Origin of the sequence: Rhizobium sp. BK312, assembly GCF_014193605.1 — a bacterium.
Taxonomy (GTDB): Bacteria; Pseudomonadota; Alphaproteobacteria; order Rhizobiales; family Rhizobiaceae; genus Rhizobium.
Genome location: NZ_JACHZP010000003.1, coordinates 512215 through 528986, shown reverse-complemented (window position 1 = coordinate 528986; position 16772 = coordinate 512215). Strand labels below are relative to the sequence as shown.

The following is a 16772-nucleotide window of genomic DNA, read 5'->3' as shown; positions in this document are numbered from 1 at the left end:
CCAAAACTGTGAATGAAAGAAAGCCTGGGTCCTCGACCCAGGCTTTTTGGTTATTGGCAGACGATAAAGCGAACGCCTCTGTCAGTCGTTATTCCTGGGCTCCGGCAGCGGAGCCGAATCCTTGTCAATCGAAACGACGACGGACATGCCAGGCGCCAACTGGTCGGCGAGTGGCTGTCCATCCTCGATCTTGATCCTTACACCGAGACGCTGGGCGACCTTGGTGAAATTGCCCGTGGCGTTGTCGGGCCTGATGACGGCAAATTCGGAACCCGCTGCCGGAGAGAAACGCTGGATGCGGCCCTTGATCTCGCGATGCCCGAGCGCATCCACGGAAATCGTGGCGGGCTGATCGAGCTTCATGCCATCGAGCTGCGTTTCCTTGAAATTGGCTATGACCCAGACGTCCTTCGGCACCAGGTTCATCAGCTGCGTACCTGGTGTCACATATTGGCCGAGGCGTACGCCAACTTCCCCAATGCGGCCGTCCTGCGGCGCCCTGATGGTCGTGTTGTCGAGATCGATATCGGCAAGCTGCACGGCAGCCTCCGCGCCGCTGACACCGGCTTCCAGGGAGGCGCGGTTGACGATGATCGTCGTCAGGTTCTGCTGAGAGACGTCGAGAGCGGCCTTTGCCTGATTGACCGATGCCTGAGCCTGCTGCAGCGTCGCCTGCGCCTGTTCGGAATCGCTCGTGGTCGAGACACCTCTGGAGACCAGTGTCGTGACGCGATCGAAGGCAAGCTGGGCACGCTTCAGCGCTGCGTTGGCGCTATCGATCTGCGCCTGACTGGAGACGATGCCGGCCTTGGCGGCCTGCTCCTGCTGCTGCGAATTGGCAAGTGCCGCCTTCTGCCCGTCCAGCGTCGCGTGGGCCTGCGCCACCTTCTGCTTGTAGATGCGGTCGTCGATCTGGGCGAGCACGTCGCCCTCCTTGACGAGCTTGTAGTCCTTGATCGGCACGTCGGTGATATAGCCGCTGACCTGCGGGCTGATGGTCGTGACATAGCCTTTGACATAGGCGTCGTCCGTAGTCTCGACCGCGGTTTTGAACGGCGGCAGATGCCAGGCATAGAGAACCAACATGACGCCGCCGATGCCGGCGAGAACCGCGATGACTTCGATGGGGGAGCGAACAAGCCTCGACATGGAGCTATTTCATATCCTCATGGGTTGGATGTCACGACCTCAGCCCGACCGTCGGCAAGGCGAGCCCTGACGAATCGGAAGAAGACATGGATTGAGAGGCCGGCAAGCGACAGGAAGGCGATTACGGCGGCAGTGAAGAAGGCATCTCCATAGGCGAGCATATTGGCCTCGCGGCTGACCTGTGCGCCGAGCAGCGCCAGCCCCTCCCCCTTCAGGAGCGCGCTATCCCCGATCACCTTGCCATAGGAGGATGAAAGCTGGCTGACGCGTGTGGCCACATGCGGATCCGTCAGCAGCACGCGCTCGGTCAGGACGGCGGAATGGAACTTCTCGCGAATGGTGATCAGCGTGCCATAGAAGGCCGAGCCGATCAGGCCGCCGATGCTTTGCGTGAAGGTGAAGACGACAAAGAAGGTCACCAGGTAGGGGGGACCCTTGGATATAGCCTCCTTGAAGCCTTGCGACATGGAGGGTGGCAGGAACAGGGCCGCGCCGGCTGCGACCAACGCCTGGCTGAAATACATCTGCTCGGGACGGGTCAGGTTCGTCACCTGCGAATCCATCAGCGCGCCCACGCCCATCAGGATGAGCGCGACGAACTGGATCTGCCAGCTGAAGCCGTAGCTCATGAACACCGTGCAGATGAGCCCGCCGATGATGGAGAAGGCCAGGATGATCCAGTACAGAATGGAAAGCTGATCATAGAGCAGCCCGACCGCGTTCTGATAAAAGGTCATGATGACGGAAGTCTGCTCGGCGGCAATGATACGGAAGACCAGGAGGATCGCCGTCAGATGTAGAATTTCCGGCCGAAGCAGCCAGCGAACGTCGATCAAAGGCGTCGACCGCCTCAGCTCGACGACAATGGCAACGGTCAGGGACGCTATGGCAATCACCAGGACGACCCCGAGCCATGGCACCTCCAGCCACCAGTAGAGGCGCCCGACCGACAGGGCGACGGCCAGACAGCCGAAACCGATCGCCACGAGAAGATAGCTGAAGATATCGCCCAGCACGATGACCTTGACGCGCGGCGGCGGTGTCAGCGGCAGCAGATAGATGATTGGCATGACGAGGAGCGCCAACGCCATCTCGAGCGTGTAGAGGCCACGCCATTCGCCATAGTCCAGCAGCGAGGGTGACACGAGTCGCGTGATGGGGGCAGCAAGCAGCGTGTTCATCATCGCCAGGCTGACGCCGACAGTCATCTTCTTCGCCGGTTCGAAGGCCTCCAGCATATAAAGGAAGCCGAGTGTCGATAGCGGCGCGCCGGCAATTCCGCTCAGGAAGCGGACGACGATCGCAGAATGCAGGTCGGAGACGAAGAGATTGAGCAGCGAGGCGAGCACGAAGCCGAGAATGCTGACCTCGGCGAAATTGCGCACGCCATATTGAAGGCGAATCTTCACCAGCGCGATGGCGAGGCTGACATTGGGCGCCATATAGGCGGCAGAAAGCCACGCCGATTCTGTGGTGGTCGCCGCAATGGTTCCCTGGATCTGCGTAAGGTTGGCGAAGGCAAGATTAAGACCCAGACCCTGGGTCAGGAAGAACAGAACGGATGCCGCAATATAGAGCGGCACTTTCCAGCCCGGCATAGGCGGTGGAGCGGGCGGGACGGCGTTGGCTTGCGCATTGGCGACCGGGCCCGGATCCCCGCTCATGCATTACCTCATGATTTGCCGATATTCTGAAGATTGGCAGTCATGGCGCGAATAACCTTCAGCGCCATGCCGACATCCTCGTCCGAAATCCCCTCCAAGATATCCGCGCGCACACCGGTGGCAAGAGCTTCGACCTCCGCAGCAACGACTTTTCCGGATTCCGTTATGAAGATTTGCTTGGCGCGGCGATCGAATACGGCGGCCCGACGTTCGATGAAATTCTGCGCCTCCATCGCATCAAGGATGCGTACGAGCGTCGGCGTTTCCAGCTCCAGCTCGTCGGCAAGCTCCCTCTGGTTTATCCCATCCCGGCGGGAGAGCTTGCGAAAAACCCTCGCACGGGAAAGGGTCATGCCGTGCTCGCGAACGAGGGCATCAAAAGCCGCCCTCAGCTTGCGATTGAACGAAGAGAGGTCGTCGAAAAGTTCTTGTCTTGATGGCGCACCTGGCATTATTGCAACTTTATACTATTAGCATCCTACCCTAATTTAAAGGGAATACCCGGATTTTCCCAGCTTTTCAAGCATGATAGCCGCAACAATTGATGTACACGGCGAAAGACCCGGCTAAAATATCCCCACGGATGATTTGCATATGTGATTCGTGTGTCGATCTTTTCGTTGCAAAGTGGTCACAAGAGATTTTTTACGTCCCGACAATCTGCGCCTGTGGACGAGTGGAAAAACGTTGATAGGCCGGACCTATTCGCCCCACTTCGCGTGGACGCTCATTTGCACGGTTGACCATGACATCGGATCGTCGCAAACCAGTCGACACCCTAAAGCATGAAGAGATGGAAAATGAACGAAGCTGCGCGCAAGCTCGCCGCCATTGCTCCCGCCGACCAGCACTATCGCGAAGCGCCCAATAACATTGAGGCGGAACAGGCTCTGCTCGGCGCCATTCTCGTCAATAACGATGCCTATTACCGCGTCTCCGACTTCCTGAAGCCGATTCATCTTTACGAACCGCTGCACCGCAAGATCTTCGAGGTCGCCGGCGACATCATCCGCATGGGCAAGACCGCCAACCCCGTCACGATCAAGAGTTTCGTGCCGGCGGACGAGAAGGTCGGCGACATGACGGTTGCGCAATATCTAGCGCGGCTTGCCGTCGAAGCCGTGTCGATCATCAATGCGGAAGACTATGGCCGCGCCATCTATGATCTGGCGCTGCGCCGCGCGCTGATCACCATCGGCGAGGACATGGTCAACATCGCCTATGATGCACCGCTCGACATGCCTCCGCAGACGCAGATCGAGGATACGGAGCGCCGGCTGTTCGAGCTTGCCGAGAATGGCCGCTACGACGGCGGTTTCCAGTCCTTCAACGATGCCGTGGCGCTCGCAATCGACATGGCGGCCGTCGCCAAGGAGCGTGACGGCGGCCTATCCGGCATCTCCACAGGCATCCACTCGCTTGATAGCAAGATGGGCGGCCTGCAGCGCTCCGACTTGATCGTACTTGCCGGTCGCCCCGGCATGGGTAAGACCTCGCTTGCGACCAACATCGCCTACAATATCGCCGCCGCTTACGAGGGCGAAGTCCAAGCGGATGGCTCGATGAAGGCGAAGAACGGCGGCGTCGTCGGCTTCTACTCGCTGGAAATGTCGTCCGAACAGCTCGCCACGCGTATCATCTCCGAGCAGACGGAAGTCTCCTCGTCGAAGATCCGACGCGGCGACATCAATGACGCCGATTTCGAAAAGCTCGTCGCCTGCTCTATGATGATGCAGAAGGTGCCGCTCTATATCGACCAGACCGGCGGCATCTCCATCGCCCAGCTTTCCGCGCGTGCCCGACGCCTGAAACGCCAGCGCGGCCTCGACGTTCTGGTGGTCGACTACGTGCAGCTGATGACCGGCTCCGGCAAATCGAACGAGAACCGTGTTCAGGAAATCACCCAGATCACCACCGGCCTGAAGGCGCTCGGCAAAGAATTGAACGTGCCGATCATCGCGCTCTCCCAGCTCTCGCGTGCGGTCGAAAGCCGCGACGACAAGCGGCCTCAGCTTTCCGACCTGCGTGAATCCGGTTCGATCGAGCAGGACGCCGACGTAGTACTCTTCGTGTTCCGCGAGGAATATTACGTTAAGAACCAGGAGCCGCGCGATCCGAACGACCCGAAATATGGGGAATGGGAAGCCCTGTTCGACCGCGTCAAAGGCACGGCCGACGTCATCATCGCCAAGCAGCGCCACGGACCGACAGGCACGGTGAAGCTCGCCTTCCAGTCGGAATTCACCCGCTTTGCCGATCTCGCCGATCCGTCTTTCACGCAGTATGAGGAACATTGACACGAAGCTTGACGCGTCAATGTTCCGCTGGGACGGAGAAACGCTTCGCACTTTTCCCGGAGACGCTTCACAGTCCCGCAGCTCGCAGCAAAGCCACCGTCGCGACACCAACAACAACGCTTGCCAGCATCGGCAAGCGGCGTGAGACGATTGCGGTGGCCGCGCAGGCCAGCGCCTCCGCCCAGCCCGTAGCAAAAGCCGTCGGAGCAATGACGGCCATCAGCACGGCCGGTGGAATAGCTTCGATTGCGGTTCGCCGGCGCTCGTCGATCTTCACGTAGCGAATCAAGACAAGACCGCCAACACGGGTGAAGATCGTTGCGGCAGCCATGGAGAGGATGGCGAGCAGTGTGTTGAGATCAAGCGTCATGCCGTCTGCTCCCGCGCCCTGCCTTTCCAGAAAGCCGTTGCCAGCCCCGCCAGCGCACCGGCTGCAATATGCCAGACACCGGGCACGAACTGGTGGACAGCAACGGCTGCAATTCCGCTCGCGGCAAGCACCGCGCCGGTTTCCGGTCCTTTCCAAAAGCCCATGACCAGCACGATGAAGACAGCGGGAAAGGCGAAGTCGAGACCAATGACGGCGGGATCGCCGAGAAAGGCGCCAAGCAGAGCACCCGCAAGCGACGAGCCGACCCAAGCCAAGTAGAAGGGCGTGACGATGCCTGCATACCAGGCGGGTGTGAGCCGCAACGTGCCGGCGCGGAATTCCGCCATGGCCCAAATCTCATCGGCGAGAAACAGCATGGCGATATAGCGTTTGGTGCCGGAGAAAGACTGCATCTTCGTGCCGATCGAAGCGCTCATCAGTAAGTGCCTGACATTGACAAGCAGGGCCGCGAAGCCGGCGCCAATCCAGCTTGCGGGATGTGTCCAGATATCCATCGCCACGAATTGCGAGCCGCCGGCGAAGACGAGCGCGCTCATCAGTGTGGTCTCCAGCGGCGAAAGCCCCTTGGTCGCCGAAACCGCGCCGAACACGAGGCCGATCGGCAGGACGGCGACGATCAGCGGAAAAATGGCACGCATCCCGGCTTTGAATTCGCCGGCCGGCCGGCTTTGCTGCAACATTGGCAACCTCCACTTCAACAATGGCGAAGAGGTAGCCGACGGCATCTGGCGCTGTATTGAACGAAAGTGACTAGAGCTCCATCCAGAATCGGCAAAGCGTTTTCAACATTCGCAGAAAAGCGAAATGCTCTATGTTCTTATTTCCCAGCGCATTCCGGATGGAAAACCGCTGCGCACTTTTCCTGGGAATGCTTTAGCCGACGCGGAATTGACCGGGGGTGACGCCGGTGCGCGATTTGAAGTGGCGCGTAAAATGCGCCTGATCGGCGAAACCGCATTCCATGGCGACATCGGCCGGCATGCGGCCTTCCCTGAGCAATCGGCGGGCGACGATGACGCGCCGGTCGGTCAGAAAGGCGTGGGGCGTAATATGATACTCCCGGCGGAAAGCGCGGATCAGGTGCGCGCGGCTCAGCCCCGCGACCTTGGCCAACTCCTCCAATCCGATATCGCTGTCGAAATTCTCACTGAGGTAGTCGCGGGCGCGCGCGACGGCGCTACGCTCCTTCGTATCGACGGGAAGGATGATAGTGCTGCCGTAGCGCGCAAAGAGCGCTGCCAGCACCGAGAACATGCCTTCATCGGATTCCAGCGCGCCGGCGCCGCTCTCGAGTGTGCGATGGGCCTTGTGGAAGGCGTCGGCAAGCTGCGGATCGCGCAACAACGAACTGGCGAAAGATGGCGTCGCGTTGAAGGCTTTGCCCGTGACGTCTTCCAGAATGTCGACGAAGAGCTTCGCGTCCGGGTAGATCATGCGGTAGCGATAGCCTTCGCCGCCCGGAGCACCGTCATGCACTACTCCAGGATTGATCATATAGAGGTCGCCCGGTCCGGCTTCTTCCCGACTGCCGAGCAGCGTGGTGATCTGGCTGCCTCTTTCAATCGTCCCGATGCTGAAGGTGTCGTGCGCATGCGGAGCATATTCATGCGTCACGAAGCTTGCGCTCAGGCATTCCATGCCGCGAAAGCGACCGTCCCGCCAGAAGCGGGTCGATTCCACCTTGGCAAGCGGCATGGCGTCAGCCGCCTCTTTCTGCGAAACGTTCTGCATGTCAGCACATTATCGAGCCGGCTGCCGCGCGTCTTGAATAAAAGTGATCGCATATGAGAAAGGCTGGTATCCAGCCTTTCCGCGCTTTCTCCTTGCAACAATCCTCTCTACAACTCGCTTCTCATCGCGGCGATTCATGACAGATTTTCCCTCCCCTCCTGAGGCGACGATGCCTTCACTTTCGCGACCTGATCTCGACGCGCTCGCCGAAACCGGCGCAAGCATGGGCGGTGAAGATTTGCGTAGAGAGAGACCCCTCTGCTTTGATGGATCACACGTCAGCTGTCCAACCATGCTGCGAGGCCATCCAGCGTCTGTAGCCCGTATTCGACCGCGCCGAAGCCGATGACGAACCGGCGCCGCTCGGGGCTGGGGTGGAGTTGGCGCAGGGTAAGAACCGTCTTGCCGTCGGCTTGCTCATCGAAGGTCACTGTGACGCGGAAACGATCGGGGTCATTGGGCTCCGGCGTGCCATGGTCCATCACAATCCGCTCGTTCGGGACGATCTCCAGAAAGCGCATGAGGTTCGCAAAGCGCTGCTTCCGGCCCTCGAACACGCCCACCATGTCGAACCGCCAGATCCCGCCCTCGCGGATGTCGGCTTCGTGGTTCTCAATTTCAAATCCGGCCGGACCGTACCATTCGGCGAGGGCCTTGGGGTCCATCCACGCGGCAAAGACCTTGTCGCGCGGATGATTCAGCAGTTTCACCAGCACGATTTCCCTATCGAGCGCCCAAGTGTCGAACGGGTTTGCCATGTTCTCAATCATCCTCTTCCTTCTTGTCCAAGTAGACTTCCAGGCGATCCAATCGTTCGGTCCAGCGCCTGCGCTCTGCCTCCATCCAGTCCGCAGCCTCGTCGAAGCGCGCCTGCACCAGTCGGCACCAGCGGCTGCGCCCCCGCTTCTCGCTAGCGATCAGTCCGCAATCCTCCAGCACCTTGAGATGCTGGGCGAAGGAGGGCAGTGCCATGTCGAAAGGTTCGGCAAGGATGCTGACCGGCACCTCGCCCTCAGCCAGCCGCGATACCACCGCGCGGCGGGTCGGGTCGCTGAGAGCATGAAAGGCAAGATCGAGGGGCGTCGAATGGTAAGGCATATGACTCGGTAAAACGTCTTCAACCTTTAGTCAACAACAATAAGGTACTTGCCTTACTGTCTGCATCTTATATAAAGGCACTTACCTTAGTATTGAGCTCCGGACTGCTGGAGCAGCTATGGTGCAACCACTCGCAAGGAGAGCTCCAGTGGCAATACGTGTCGATCTCATGATCTCGCTCGACGGGTTCGCAACGACGACGGATCAGACACCCGAAACCCCGTTTGGCGAGGACTGGCCGCGTCTCGTCGGCGCATATGTTGCAACGCGAACGTTTCACGAGCGCGTCCTCAAGGATACCAGCGGAACCGGGACCACAGGTGTCGACGATAATTACGCCAGAGAATACTTCGAGAACGTGGGTGCCGAGATCATGGGCGCCGGCATGTTCGGGCTGCACAACTTCCCCGACGACCCGAATTGGCAGGGCTGGTGGGGCGAAGAACCGCCCTTCCGCGTCCCAGTCTTCGTCCTCACTCATACTCCCAGACCTTCCCTGGAGATGGCTGGCGGCACCGTCTTCCATTTCCTCAGCGCGGCGCCGACCGATGTGCTCCAGCAAGCCGTCGAGGCGGCGGACGGTAAAGACGTAAGGATCGGCGGTGGCCCTACGATCGTTCGCGACTTTCTGAAGGCGGGCCTTGTCGATCGTCTTCATGTCGCGATCACGCCGATTCTGCTCGGACGAGGCATACGCCTGTGGGACGATCTGCGCGGCCTGGAAGCTGGCTATGCGGTCAAATCAGAAACCGCACCGAGCGGCACTATCCATCTCACCTTCCAACGCTAGCCGCCTGCCTCTGGCCTACCAGCGCGCGCACCAGAACTTCGCTGCTGCGAGGCCATCCAAACAGTCTCTGCGAACTTCGGCCGCCGCTTATAACCGGTGGCCGAAGCGAAAGTCATAGGCAGACGTCTGAAGGCGTGATCGGATCCGTCGTTCTGCTGGACGATCAAAAGATGAAAACCTAAAAAGCATTAAGCCCAAACCCGCCCTTGAAGGAGGAGAAAAATTGAAGCGCATCGAGATGAAGATAAGCGGCGGCTGCCAGTGTGGTGCTGTGCGCTACCACGCAAGCGCTATGCTCGATAATTCGCATCTCTGCCACTGCCGCATGTGCCAGAAAGCCTCTGGCAACATCTTTGCCGCGCTCGTCGCCGCGCCTAATGATGCGCTCACCTGGACACGCGGCAAGCCGAGCGTCTGGAAGAGCTCAGAGCTTGTCGAGCGCGGCTTCTGTGCCAATTGCGGCACGCCATTGTTTTTCCATCACCTCGAAAACGGCCGCACCAACCTGATGATCGGTTCGCTGGACGATCCGCACGCCTTCCCGCCACATGCCAACACCTGCACCGAGAACATGGTGGCCTGGTTCAATACGATCACGGGCATAGAAAATACCGGTGCGACCGAAAATAACGGCGCCGATTGGGCTGCGGCGATCAAGACGAGCAACAACCAGCATCCTGATCGCGATACCGCCTCATGGCCGGTGAGATGGCGTGACGACTGAGTCCTATTCCGGCGATTGCCAGCGGGGTACTGTCCGTTGCCGCTATTGCGAAATAGCCATCATCCCGGAAACTAAAGCCTACGACTGCCTACTTTCAAGATGATGCGCGCTGCGTGTATGAAGGTTTGTTCTTCACCTAATTCGAGCCTCGAAGCAGCCGGTGGTTTCAGGCGCTAAGCCGGAAGCTGTCGTCAGACATGTGGCGGCAGTTTTTGCCTAGTTTCGCATACATCCCTCGCAGCACTTTTTCTTTTCATCGACGACCGGTATCCTGGCTCGAGCCAAATCACCTCCGGCCACTTCCTTATTTAGGGCGCCCCATGACAGATAATTTCAATGACGACGATGCTTTCGCTTCCGCCGGCCTGCGGCTGACGGTGGATCTCGGCGCGCTCGTCGAAAACTGGCGCGACCTCGCGCGCCGCTCGGGGAAAGCCCGCACGTCAGCCGTGGTCAAGGCCGATGCCTACGGGCTCGGGATCGAGGATGTCGGTGAAACGCTTTATGGCGCCGGCGCGCGCGATTTCTTCGTTGCGACAGCGGATGAGGGCGCGACCTTGCGGCTCTATGCCCCCGAGGCCCGCATCTTCGTGCTCAGCGGCATCTGGCCGGGCATGGAGCGGCGGTTCTTCGAAAACGATCTCGTGCCCGTCATCGCTTCGGAGGAGCAACTGACCTTCTGGATGTCTGTTCTATCCGACTATGGCGACTATCCCTGTGCGCTGCAGGTCGACACTGGCTTCAACCGGCTCGGCCTGCCTATGGACGATGCGATCGCGCTTGCCGATGACGTCTCCCGCCCGGCAAGCTTTGCGCCGGTGCTTGTCATGAGCCATCTCGCCTGCGGCGACGATCCTTCCAATGCAATGAACAGGCAGCAGCTCGAGGCCTTTCGCAAGGTCAGCGCTGCCTTCGAAGGCATCGAGGCAAGCCTTGCCAATTCGGCCGGCATCTTTCTCGGCGCCGACTATCACTTCGATCTTACCCGTCCAGGCATCGCCACCTACGGCGGCGAGGCGGTGCCCGGCTTGGCCAATCCGATGCGTCCGGTGGCAACGGCGGAGGCGCGGATCATCCAGATCCGCTCGGTCAAATCGGGCGAAACCGTAGGCTATGGCCGTGCGCTGCAATTGACCCGCGACAGCCGGCTAGCAATCGTCTCCGCCGGCTACGCCGATGGCTATATGCGCAGCCTATCGAGCGCCGGCGTGCCGCTGCGCGAGACCGGCATTGCAGGCGGTCATGGCTTCATTGCCAGTCATAAGGTGCCCGTTGCCGGCCGCATCACCATGGACCTGACCATCTTTGATATCACCGACCTGCCGGAAAACCTGGTCAGAACCGGTGACTATGTCGAGCTTTTCGGCAGCAACATCTCGGTCGACGAGGCCGCAAGGGCGGCAGGCACGATCGGCTACGAGATGCTGACCAGCATGGGGCTGCGGCACGAGCGCCGGTATATCTCGGAAGAGGTCGAGGAATAGCCCGGCTACTCTCAGAATATTTAGCGGGCGCTGATCGCCAGCCGGACGCCAAGGGCGACGAACAGCGTGCCGAGACCGCGATCGAGCCACAGGCCGAGGCTCCGATTGCGCCGAAGCGCCTCGCTCAGACGGCCGCCGAGCAGGATGAGCGGCGGCTCGATGAAGGCGGCGACGACAATGATGAGGCTGCCATGCAGAAGAAGCTGCGCCCAGACCGGGCCGGCACCTTCGACGACGAATTGCGGTAGGAAGGCCAGGAAGAAGATGGCGACCTTAGGATTGAGCAGCGAGACCAGGATGCCTTGGCGATAGATGCGGCCAAAGGACAAGGCTTTACCGGCCTCCTTGATCCATGCCGCCTCGCCCTTCGAGCGCAGCGCCTGGATGCCGAGCCAGATCAGATAGGCGGCACCGATCCATTTGACCGTCGAGAAGGCCAGCGCGGAGGCAGCAAGGATCGCCGAAAGTCCCGCAGCCGCCATCAGCACATGCAGGCACGCGCCGCTCCAGATGCCAAACAGCGCCGCAAAGCCCGAGCGCATGCCGCTTCTGATCGTATGGCCGAGAATGAAAGCGATATCCGGCCCCGGCGACAGATTGAGGAGGGTTGCAGCGGTGAGAAAGGCGATCCAGTGCGCAAGCGAATAGTCAAACATCGGTCATCGTCCATAAAAACCCAGCATAAAAGCTGACACGATCGCCATTGATACGGAAATCATTAGTTTTGATAGGCCGGGAAAGACATTATCTGTCAGCCGATCGCGATTCGTCGCAAAGAGCGAAGCATTTGAACTTGAGAACAGCATCCGATGGCTAAGGCCCGTACACAATTCATCTGCCAGAACTGCGGCACGGTCCACAATCGCTGGGTCGGCAAATGCGACAGTTGCGGCGCATGGAACACCATCGTCGAGGAAGATCCGATGGGCGGGATCGGCGGCGGACCGGCCAAGACACCCCGCAAGGGCAAGCCGGTGACGCTGACGACGCTTTCGGGCGAGATCGAGGAAGCCCCGCGCATTCATACCGGCATATCCGAGCTCGACCGCGCGACAGGCGGCGGTTTCGTGCGCGGCTCGGCCGTCCTTGTCGGCGGCGATCCCGGCATCGGCAAGTCGACTCTGCTGATGCAAGCCGCGGCCGCCCTCGCCCGGCAGGGGCACAAGATCGTCTATGTCTCCGGTGAAGAAGCCGTGGCGCAGGTTCGCCTGCGCGCCCAACGTCTGAAAGCCGCTGATACGGAAGTGCTGCTGGCCGCAGAGACCAATGTCGAGGACATTCTCGCGACGCTGGCGGAAGGCAAGCGGCCGGATCTCGTCATCATCGATTCCATCCAGACGCTGTGGAGCGAGCTTGCCGAGTCCGCGCCCGGCACGGTGACACAGGTGCGCACCGGCGTGCAGGCGATGATCCGTTTCGCCAAGCAGACTGGCACGGCCATGGTGCTGGTCGGCCACGTCACCAAGGATGGCCAGATTGCAGGGCCGCGCGTCGTCGAGCATATGGTCGATGCCGTTCTCTATTTCGAAGGCGATCGCGGGCATCATTACCGCATCCTGCGCACGGTGAAGAACCGCTTCGGCCCCACCGACGAGATCGGCGTGTTCGAAATGTCCGATGCCGGCCTGCGCGACGTGCCCAATCCGTCCGAGCTCTTTCTCGGCGAGCGCAACGAAAAATCGCCCGGTGCGGCTGTCTTCGCCGGCATCGAGGGGACACGTCCGGTGCTGGTCGAAGTGCAGGCGCTGGTCGCGCCGACATCGCTCGGCACCCCGCGCCGCGCCATCGTCGGCTGGGATTCTGCGCGCCTTTCTATGATTCTCGCCGTTCTGGAAGCGCATTGTGGCGTGCGGCTCGGCCAGCACGATGTTTACCTCAATATTGCCGGTGGCTACCGCATTTCCGAGCCGGCTGCGGACCTTGCCGTCGCTTCTGCACTGGTTTCCTCCCTAGCCGGTCTTGCTCTGCCCGCCGATTGCGTCTATTTCGGCGAAGTCAGCCTGTCGGGCGCCGTCCGGCCGGTTGCGCACACCGCCCAGCGCCTCAAGGAAGCCGAGAAGCTGGGATTTTCCGGGGCTGTTCTGCCTGCCGCTTCCGCCGATTTGCCGAAGGTCAACGGCGGACGCTGGAGCGAGATCGACAGCCTGCCGGATCTGGTGGCGCGCATTGCCGGATCGAAGGGCGCGCTGAAACGCGCGGAAGATGAAGACTGAGCCTTACTTCAGCCGTTCTTGGTGAAGAAGAGGCTCCTGATTGAGGCCGATGCCGACCAAAAGGTCTGGCAAGTCTTGAAGTGGATTATAAATGCCCATTACGATTTTCGACGGTATTGTTATCGGCGTTATTCTCTTCTCCGCCGTTCTGGCCATGGTTCGTGGCTTCTCGCGCGAAATCCTCTCGATTGTCAGCTGGGGCGGCTCCGCAGTCGCCGCTTATTATCTTTATCCGCTGCTCGTTCCCTATGCCCTGCAATACAAGGCCGACACCAAGATCGCGACGATCGCGTCAGCCGCCGTCATCTTCCTGCTGGCGCTCATCATCATTTCCTTCATCACCATCCGGATTGCCGATTTCATCATCGACAGCCGCATTGGCGCGCTCGACCGCACGCTCGGCTTCCTCTTCGGCGCGGCTCGCGGCCTGCTCCTGATGGTCGTCGTCGTGGCCTTCTGGAACTGGCTGGTGGCACCGGCCGCACGTCCGGACTGGGTCAACAACGCCAAGTCGAAGCCGTTCCTCGATTCGATGGTCGAGAAGCTGACCGCAGCGCTTCCGCAGGACATTCAGGCGAGGCTGCCGGCCGAGATCCTCAACAAGATCGCGCCGAAGCAGCAAGGAAATGGCGATAACGCCGCGCCGAACGACACCGCGCCCTCGGACGACGCACCGGCGCCGCAGACAAACAACTGATGGCGCGTTTACAGGCTTGACCTGCCGCCCGAGAATCGCCATTTGAGCGGCGTGACAATCGAAGATCCGGCCCGATATTTTTTCCGGCCGGATTTTGAGCTATTTTAATGGTTACTCGTGACGCCGCCCCGATCCGCCCACGTTGAGAGCAAAGGCCCGCAGCCATGAATCATTCCCTTTCCTTCGAGGACGATATCGACGGCGACACGCTGCATGAAGAATGCGGCGTCTTCGGCATTCTGGGGCATCCGGATGCGGCGACGCTGACGGCGCTCGGTCTGCACGCCCTGCAGCATCGCGGCCAGGAAGCGGCCGGCATCGTCTCTTTCGATGGTCAACGCTTCCATTCGGAGCGGCGGATGGGTCTGGTTGGCGACCACTATACCGATCCTGCGACGCTCGCGCGGCTGCCTGGCGACCGTTCGATCGGCCATGTCCGCTATTCGACCACGGGCGAAACGATCCTGCGCAACGTCCAGCCGCTGTTTGCCGAGCTGGAAGTCGGTGGCATCGCCATCGCCCATAACGGCAATTTCACCAACGGCCTGACCATGCGCCGTCAGCTGATCGCCGACGGCGCCATCTGTCAGTCGACCTCGGATACCGAAGTCGTCCTGCATCTCATCGCCCGCTCCAAACAGGCTTCTTCTTCCGATCGCTTCATCGATGCTATCAGGCAGATGGAAGGCGGCTATTCAATGCTCGCCATGACGCGCACGAAGCTGATCGCCGCCCGCGACCCGATCGGCATCCGGCCGCTGGTTATGGGCGAACTCGACGGCAAGCCGATCTTCTGCTCGGAGACTTGTGCTCTCGACATCATCGGCGCGAAATATGTTCGCGACGTCGAAAATGGCGAAGTGATCATCTGCGAGATCCAGCCCGACGGCTCGATCACCATCGACACCCGCAAGCCGGAAGTTTCGCAGCCCGAGCGTCTCTGCCTCTTCGAATATGTCTATTTCGCCCGTCCCGATTCCGTCGTCGGCGGCCGCAACGTCTATGTTGCCCGCAAGAACATGGGCATCAACCTCGCCAAGGAAGCGCCTGTTGCGGCCGACGTTGTTGTTCCCGTGCCGGACGGCGGCACACCTGCTGCCATTGGCTTTGCCCAAGCGAGCGGCATTCCCTTCGAGCTCGGCATCATCCGCAACCATTATGTCGGCCGCACCTTCATCGAGCCGACACAGCAGATCCGCGCCTTCGGCGTGAAGCTCAAGCATTCCGCCAACCGCGAGATCATTGCCGGCAAGCGCGTGGTGCTCGTCGACGATTCCATCGTTCGCGGCACGACCTCGGTCAAGATCGTGCAGATGATCCGCGAGGCCGGCGCCAGCGAAGTGCATATCCGCGTCGCCAGCCCGATGATCTTCCATCCGGACTTCTACGGCATCGACACGCCGGACGCCGACAAGCTGCTCGCCAACCAGTACAGCAGCCTGAAGGCCATGTGCGATTTCATCGGCGCGGATTCGCTGGAATTCCTGTCGATCGACGGGCTATACCGAGCCGTGGGCGGCGAGCCCCGCAACAATGCGCAGCCGCAGTTCACCGACCATTATTTCACCGGTGACTATCCGACGCGCCTGCTCGACAAGGAAAGCACCAGCAACGTGCGCAAGCTTTCCGTTCTCGCCAGCAACGGCTGACACGCCCAAGTAACGGCCGAGAGGGGCATTTCGCTCCTCTCCCTTCCCTTACATATCCGGATCCAGGCAGCATGAGCGTCAATCTCAAGGACAAGATCGCCCTCGTCACCGGCGCATCGCGCGGTATCGGCTATTTCACGGCACTGGAATTGGCCAAGGCTGGTGCGCACGTGATCGCCTGCGCCCGCACGGTTGGCGGGCTTGAAGAGCTTGACGATGCCATCAAGGCTGCCGGCGGCTCGGCAACTCTCGTTCCTTTCGACCTTGCCGACATGAATGCCATCGACGCGCTCGGCGCTTCCATCTACGAGCGGTGGGGCAAACTCGATATTCTGGTTGCCAATGCGGGTGTCCTCGGCGTGATCTCGCCGATCGGCCACGTCGAAGCCAAGGTGTTCGAGAAGGTGATGACGATCAATGTCACCGCCACATGGCGACTGATCCGCTCCGTCGAGCCGCTGCTGATGCGCTCCGATGCCGGTCGCGCCGTCATCCTCTCCTCGGCCGCCGCTCATCGCTGCCGGCCCTTCTGGGGTCCCTATTCCGCCTCCAAGGCGGCTGTCGAGGCTTTGGCCCGCACCTGGGCCGGGGAAACGCAGAGCACGCCGCTGCGCATCACCAGCGTCGATCCCGGTGCTACCCGCACCGCCATGCGCGCCCAGGCGATGCCCGGCGAAGATCCGGATACGCTGCCGCATCCGCGAGAGATCGCCCAGGCGATCGTCCCGCTCACCGGCCCAGACGTCACTGAAACCGGCAAGCTTTTCGTCGTGCGCGAGAACAGGCTCGTCGACTATCGAATGCCGTAATAAAAACATCCCAGGCCTTTGCGCGAGACGCCTGATCCCCACTTGACCAAATTCATCCGGCGCGCGATAAAGCCGC

Annotated in this window: 17 protein-coding genes; 8 read left to right on the top strand and 9 right to left on the bottom strand. The window is 60.6% G+C overall.

Annotated features, from left to right (window positions below; translation table 11 throughout):
* Nucleotides 1-81 precede the first annotated feature (81 nt).
* Genes FHT85_RS11195 through FHT85_RS11185 form a run of 3 tightly spaced genes read right to left on the bottom strand, consistent with a single transcriptional unit; the run spans nucleotide 82 to nucleotide 3265 of the window.
* Nucleotides 82-1149: an HlyD family secretion protein gene (locus FHT85_RS11195; RefSeq protein ID WP_112410681.1), complete on the bottom strand. Its 1068-nt coding sequence runs from the start codon at nucleotides 1147-1149 to the stop codon at nucleotides 82-84.
* Nucleotides 1150-1166: 17 nt separating this feature from the next.
* Complete coding sequence (locus FHT85_RS11190) at nucleotides 1167-2813, bottom strand: MFS transporter (protein ID WP_112337925.1); 1647 nt, start codon at nucleotides 2811-2813, stop codon at nucleotides 1167-1169.
* An 8-nt stretch (nucleotides 2814-2821) separates the two neighbouring features.
* A complete protein-coding gene (locus tag FHT85_RS11185) occupies nucleotides 2822-3265 on the bottom strand; it encodes a MarR family winged helix-turn-helix transcriptional regulator (RefSeq protein ID WP_112410682.1) in 444 nt (147 codons plus the stop codon).
* 348 nt (nucleotides 3266-3613) lie between these two features.
* Between FHT85_RS11185 and FHT85_RS11180 the strand changes: the two genes are divergently transcribed.
* Nucleotides 3614-5110, top strand: coding sequence for a replicative DNA helicase (locus FHT85_RS11180; protein WP_112337927.1), 1497 nt, complete (start codon nucleotides 3614-3616; stop codon nucleotides 5108-5110).
* Between the two features lie 67 nt (nucleotides 5111-5177).
* Here FHT85_RS11180 and FHT85_RS11175 read toward each other — a convergent pair whose 3' ends face one another.
* From FHT85_RS11175 to FHT85_RS11155, 5 genes are all read right to left on the bottom strand, one after another.
* Nucleotides 5178-5480: an AzlD family protein gene (locus FHT85_RS11175; RefSeq protein ID WP_112410683.1), complete on the bottom strand. Its 303-nt coding sequence runs from the start codon at nucleotides 5478-5480 to the stop codon at nucleotides 5178-5180.
* Entirely contained in the window at nucleotides 5477-6181 is a 705-nt protein-coding gene (locus FHT85_RS11170) for an AzlC family ABC transporter permease (RefSeq protein WP_112410684.1), read from the bottom strand. The genes FHT85_RS11175 and FHT85_RS11170 overlap by 4 nt, the downstream gene beginning before the upstream one ends.
* Nucleotides 6182-6374: 193 nt before the next feature.
* Nucleotides 6375-7196 carry an AraC family transcriptional regulator gene (locus FHT85_RS11165; RefSeq protein WP_112338018.1) on the bottom strand — a complete coding sequence of 274 codons (822 nt, stop codon included), beginning with the start codon at nucleotides 7194-7196 and terminating at the stop codon, nucleotides 6375-6377.
* Nucleotides 7197-7510: 314 nt separating this feature from the next.
* Nucleotides 7511-7990 carry an SRPBCC family protein gene (locus tag FHT85_RS11160; RefSeq protein WP_112410722.1) on the bottom strand — a complete coding sequence of 160 codons (480 nt, stop codon included), beginning with the start codon at nucleotides 7988-7990 and terminating at the stop codon, nucleotides 7511-7513.
* 4 nt (nucleotides 7991-7994) lie between these two features.
* Complete coding sequence (locus tag FHT85_RS11155) at nucleotides 7995-8330, bottom strand: ArsR/SmtB family transcription factor (RefSeq protein WP_015339343.1); 336 nt, start codon at nucleotides 8328-8330, stop codon at nucleotides 7995-7997.
* Between the two features lie 148 nt (nucleotides 8331-8478).
* On the opposite strand from FHT85_RS11155, the gene FHT85_RS11150 reads away from it, so the two are divergent.
* The 3 genes from FHT85_RS11150 to alr all read left to right on the top strand — a co-directional run bounded on the left by FHT85_RS11150 (nucleotide 8479) and on the right by alr (nucleotide 11328).
* Entirely contained in the window at nucleotides 8479-9120 is a 642-nt protein-coding gene (locus FHT85_RS11150) for a dihydrofolate reductase family protein (RefSeq protein WP_112337930.1), read from the top strand.
* Nucleotides 9121-9343: 223 nt separating this feature from the next.
* Nucleotides 9344-9844, top strand: a complete 501-nt coding sequence (locus FHT85_RS11145; protein ID WP_112337931.1) for a GFA family protein — start codon at nucleotides 9344-9346, stop codon at nucleotides 9842-9844.
* A 320-nt stretch (nucleotides 9845-10164) separates the two neighbouring features.
* Nucleotides 10165-11328 carry an alanine racemase gene (gene alr / locus FHT85_RS11140; protein ID WP_112410685.1) on the top strand — a complete coding sequence of 388 codons (1164 nt, stop codon included), beginning with the start codon at nucleotides 10165-10167 and terminating at the stop codon, nucleotides 11326-11328.
* Nucleotides 11329-11348: 20 nt separating this feature from the next.
* Here the strand turns inward: alr and FHT85_RS11135 are convergent, their stop codons facing one another.
* Nucleotides 11349-11984, bottom strand: coding sequence for a LysE family translocator (locus FHT85_RS11135; protein WP_112410686.1), 636 nt, complete (start codon nucleotides 11982-11984; stop codon nucleotides 11349-11351).
* Nucleotides 11985-12137: 153 nt separating this feature from the next.
* Between FHT85_RS11135 and radA the strand changes: the two genes are divergently transcribed.
* From radA to FHT85_RS11115, 4 genes are all read left to right on the top strand, one after another.
* On the top strand, nucleotides 12138-13541 hold the full coding sequence (gene radA / locus FHT85_RS11130; RefSeq protein ID WP_112337934.1) for a DNA repair protein RadA: 1404 nt from the start codon (nucleotides 12138-12140) through the stop codon (nucleotides 13539-13541).
* A 91-nt stretch (nucleotides 13542-13632) separates the two neighbouring features.
* Complete coding sequence (locus tag FHT85_RS11125; RefSeq protein ID WP_112337935.1) at nucleotides 13633-14238, top strand: CvpA family protein; 606 nt, start codon at nucleotides 13633-13635, stop codon at nucleotides 14236-14238.
* Between the two features lie 164 nt (nucleotides 14239-14402).
* Nucleotides 14403-15887, top strand: coding sequence for an amidophosphoribosyltransferase (gene purF, locus FHT85_RS11120; protein ID WP_112410687.1), 1485 nt, complete (start codon nucleotides 14403-14405; stop codon nucleotides 15885-15887).
* Nucleotides 15888-15958: 71 nt separating this feature from the next.
* Entirely contained in the window at nucleotides 15959-16696 is a 738-nt protein-coding gene (locus FHT85_RS11115) for an SDR family NAD(P)-dependent oxidoreductase (RefSeq protein WP_112410688.1), read from the top strand.
* Nucleotides 16697-16772: the final 76 nt, after the last annotated feature.

Coding starts and splice junctions, on each gene's coding strand:
- FHT85_RS11190 (WP_112337925.1), bottom strand. CDS start 2,813: ATGAGCGGGGATCCGGGCCCGGTCGCCAATGCGCAAGCCAACGCCGTC.
- FHT85_RS11155 (WP_015339343.1), bottom strand. CDS start 8,330: ATGCCTTACCATTCGACGCCCCTCGATCTTGCCTTTCATGCTCTCAGC.
- FHT85_RS11175 (WP_112410683.1), bottom strand. CDS start 5,480: ATGACGCTTGATCTCAACACACTGCTCGCCATCCTCTCCATGGCTGCC.
- FHT85_RS11135 (WP_112410686.1), bottom strand. CDS start 11,984: ATGTTTGACTATTCGCTTGCGCACTGGATCGCCTTTCTCACCGCTGCA.
- FHT85_RS11195 (WP_112410681.1), bottom strand. CDS start 1,149: ATGTCGAGGCTTGTTCGCTCCCCCATCGAAGTCATCGCGGTTCTCGCC.
- FHT85_RS11180 (WP_112337927.1), top strand. CDS start 3,614: ATGAACGAAGCTGCGCGCAAGCTCGCCGCCATTGCTCCCGCCGACCAG.
- purF (WP_112410687.1), top strand. CDS start 14,403: ATGAATCATTCCCTTTCCTTCGAGGACGATATCGACGGCGACACGCTG.
- alr (WP_112410685.1), top strand. CDS start 10,165: ATGACAGATAATTTCAATGACGACGATGCTTTCGCTTCCGCCGGCCTG.
- radA (WP_112337934.1), top strand. CDS start 12,138: ATGGCTAAGGCCCGTACACAATTCATCTGCCAGAACTGCGGCACGGTC.
- FHT85_RS11125 (WP_112337935.1), top strand. CDS start 13,633: ATGCCCATTACGATTTTCGACGGTATTGTTATCGGCGTTATTCTCTTC.
- FHT85_RS11165 (WP_112338018.1), bottom strand. CDS start 7,196: ATGCCGCTTGCCAAGGTGGAATCGACCCGCTTCTGGCGGGACGGTCGC.
- FHT85_RS11170 (WP_112410684.1), bottom strand. CDS start 6,181: ATGTTGCAGCAAAGCCGGCCGGCCGGCGAATTCAAAGCCGGGATGCGT.
- FHT85_RS11185 (WP_112410682.1), bottom strand. CDS start 3,265: ATGCCAGGTGCGCCATCAAGACAAGAACTTTTCGACGACCTCTCTTCG.
- FHT85_RS11115 (WP_112410688.1), top strand. CDS start 15,959: ATGAGCGTCAATCTCAAGGACAAGATCGCCCTCGTCACCGGCGCATCG.
- FHT85_RS11160 (WP_112410722.1), bottom strand. CDS start 7,990: ATGGCAAACCCGTTCGACACTTGGGCGCTCGATAGGGAAATCGTGCTG.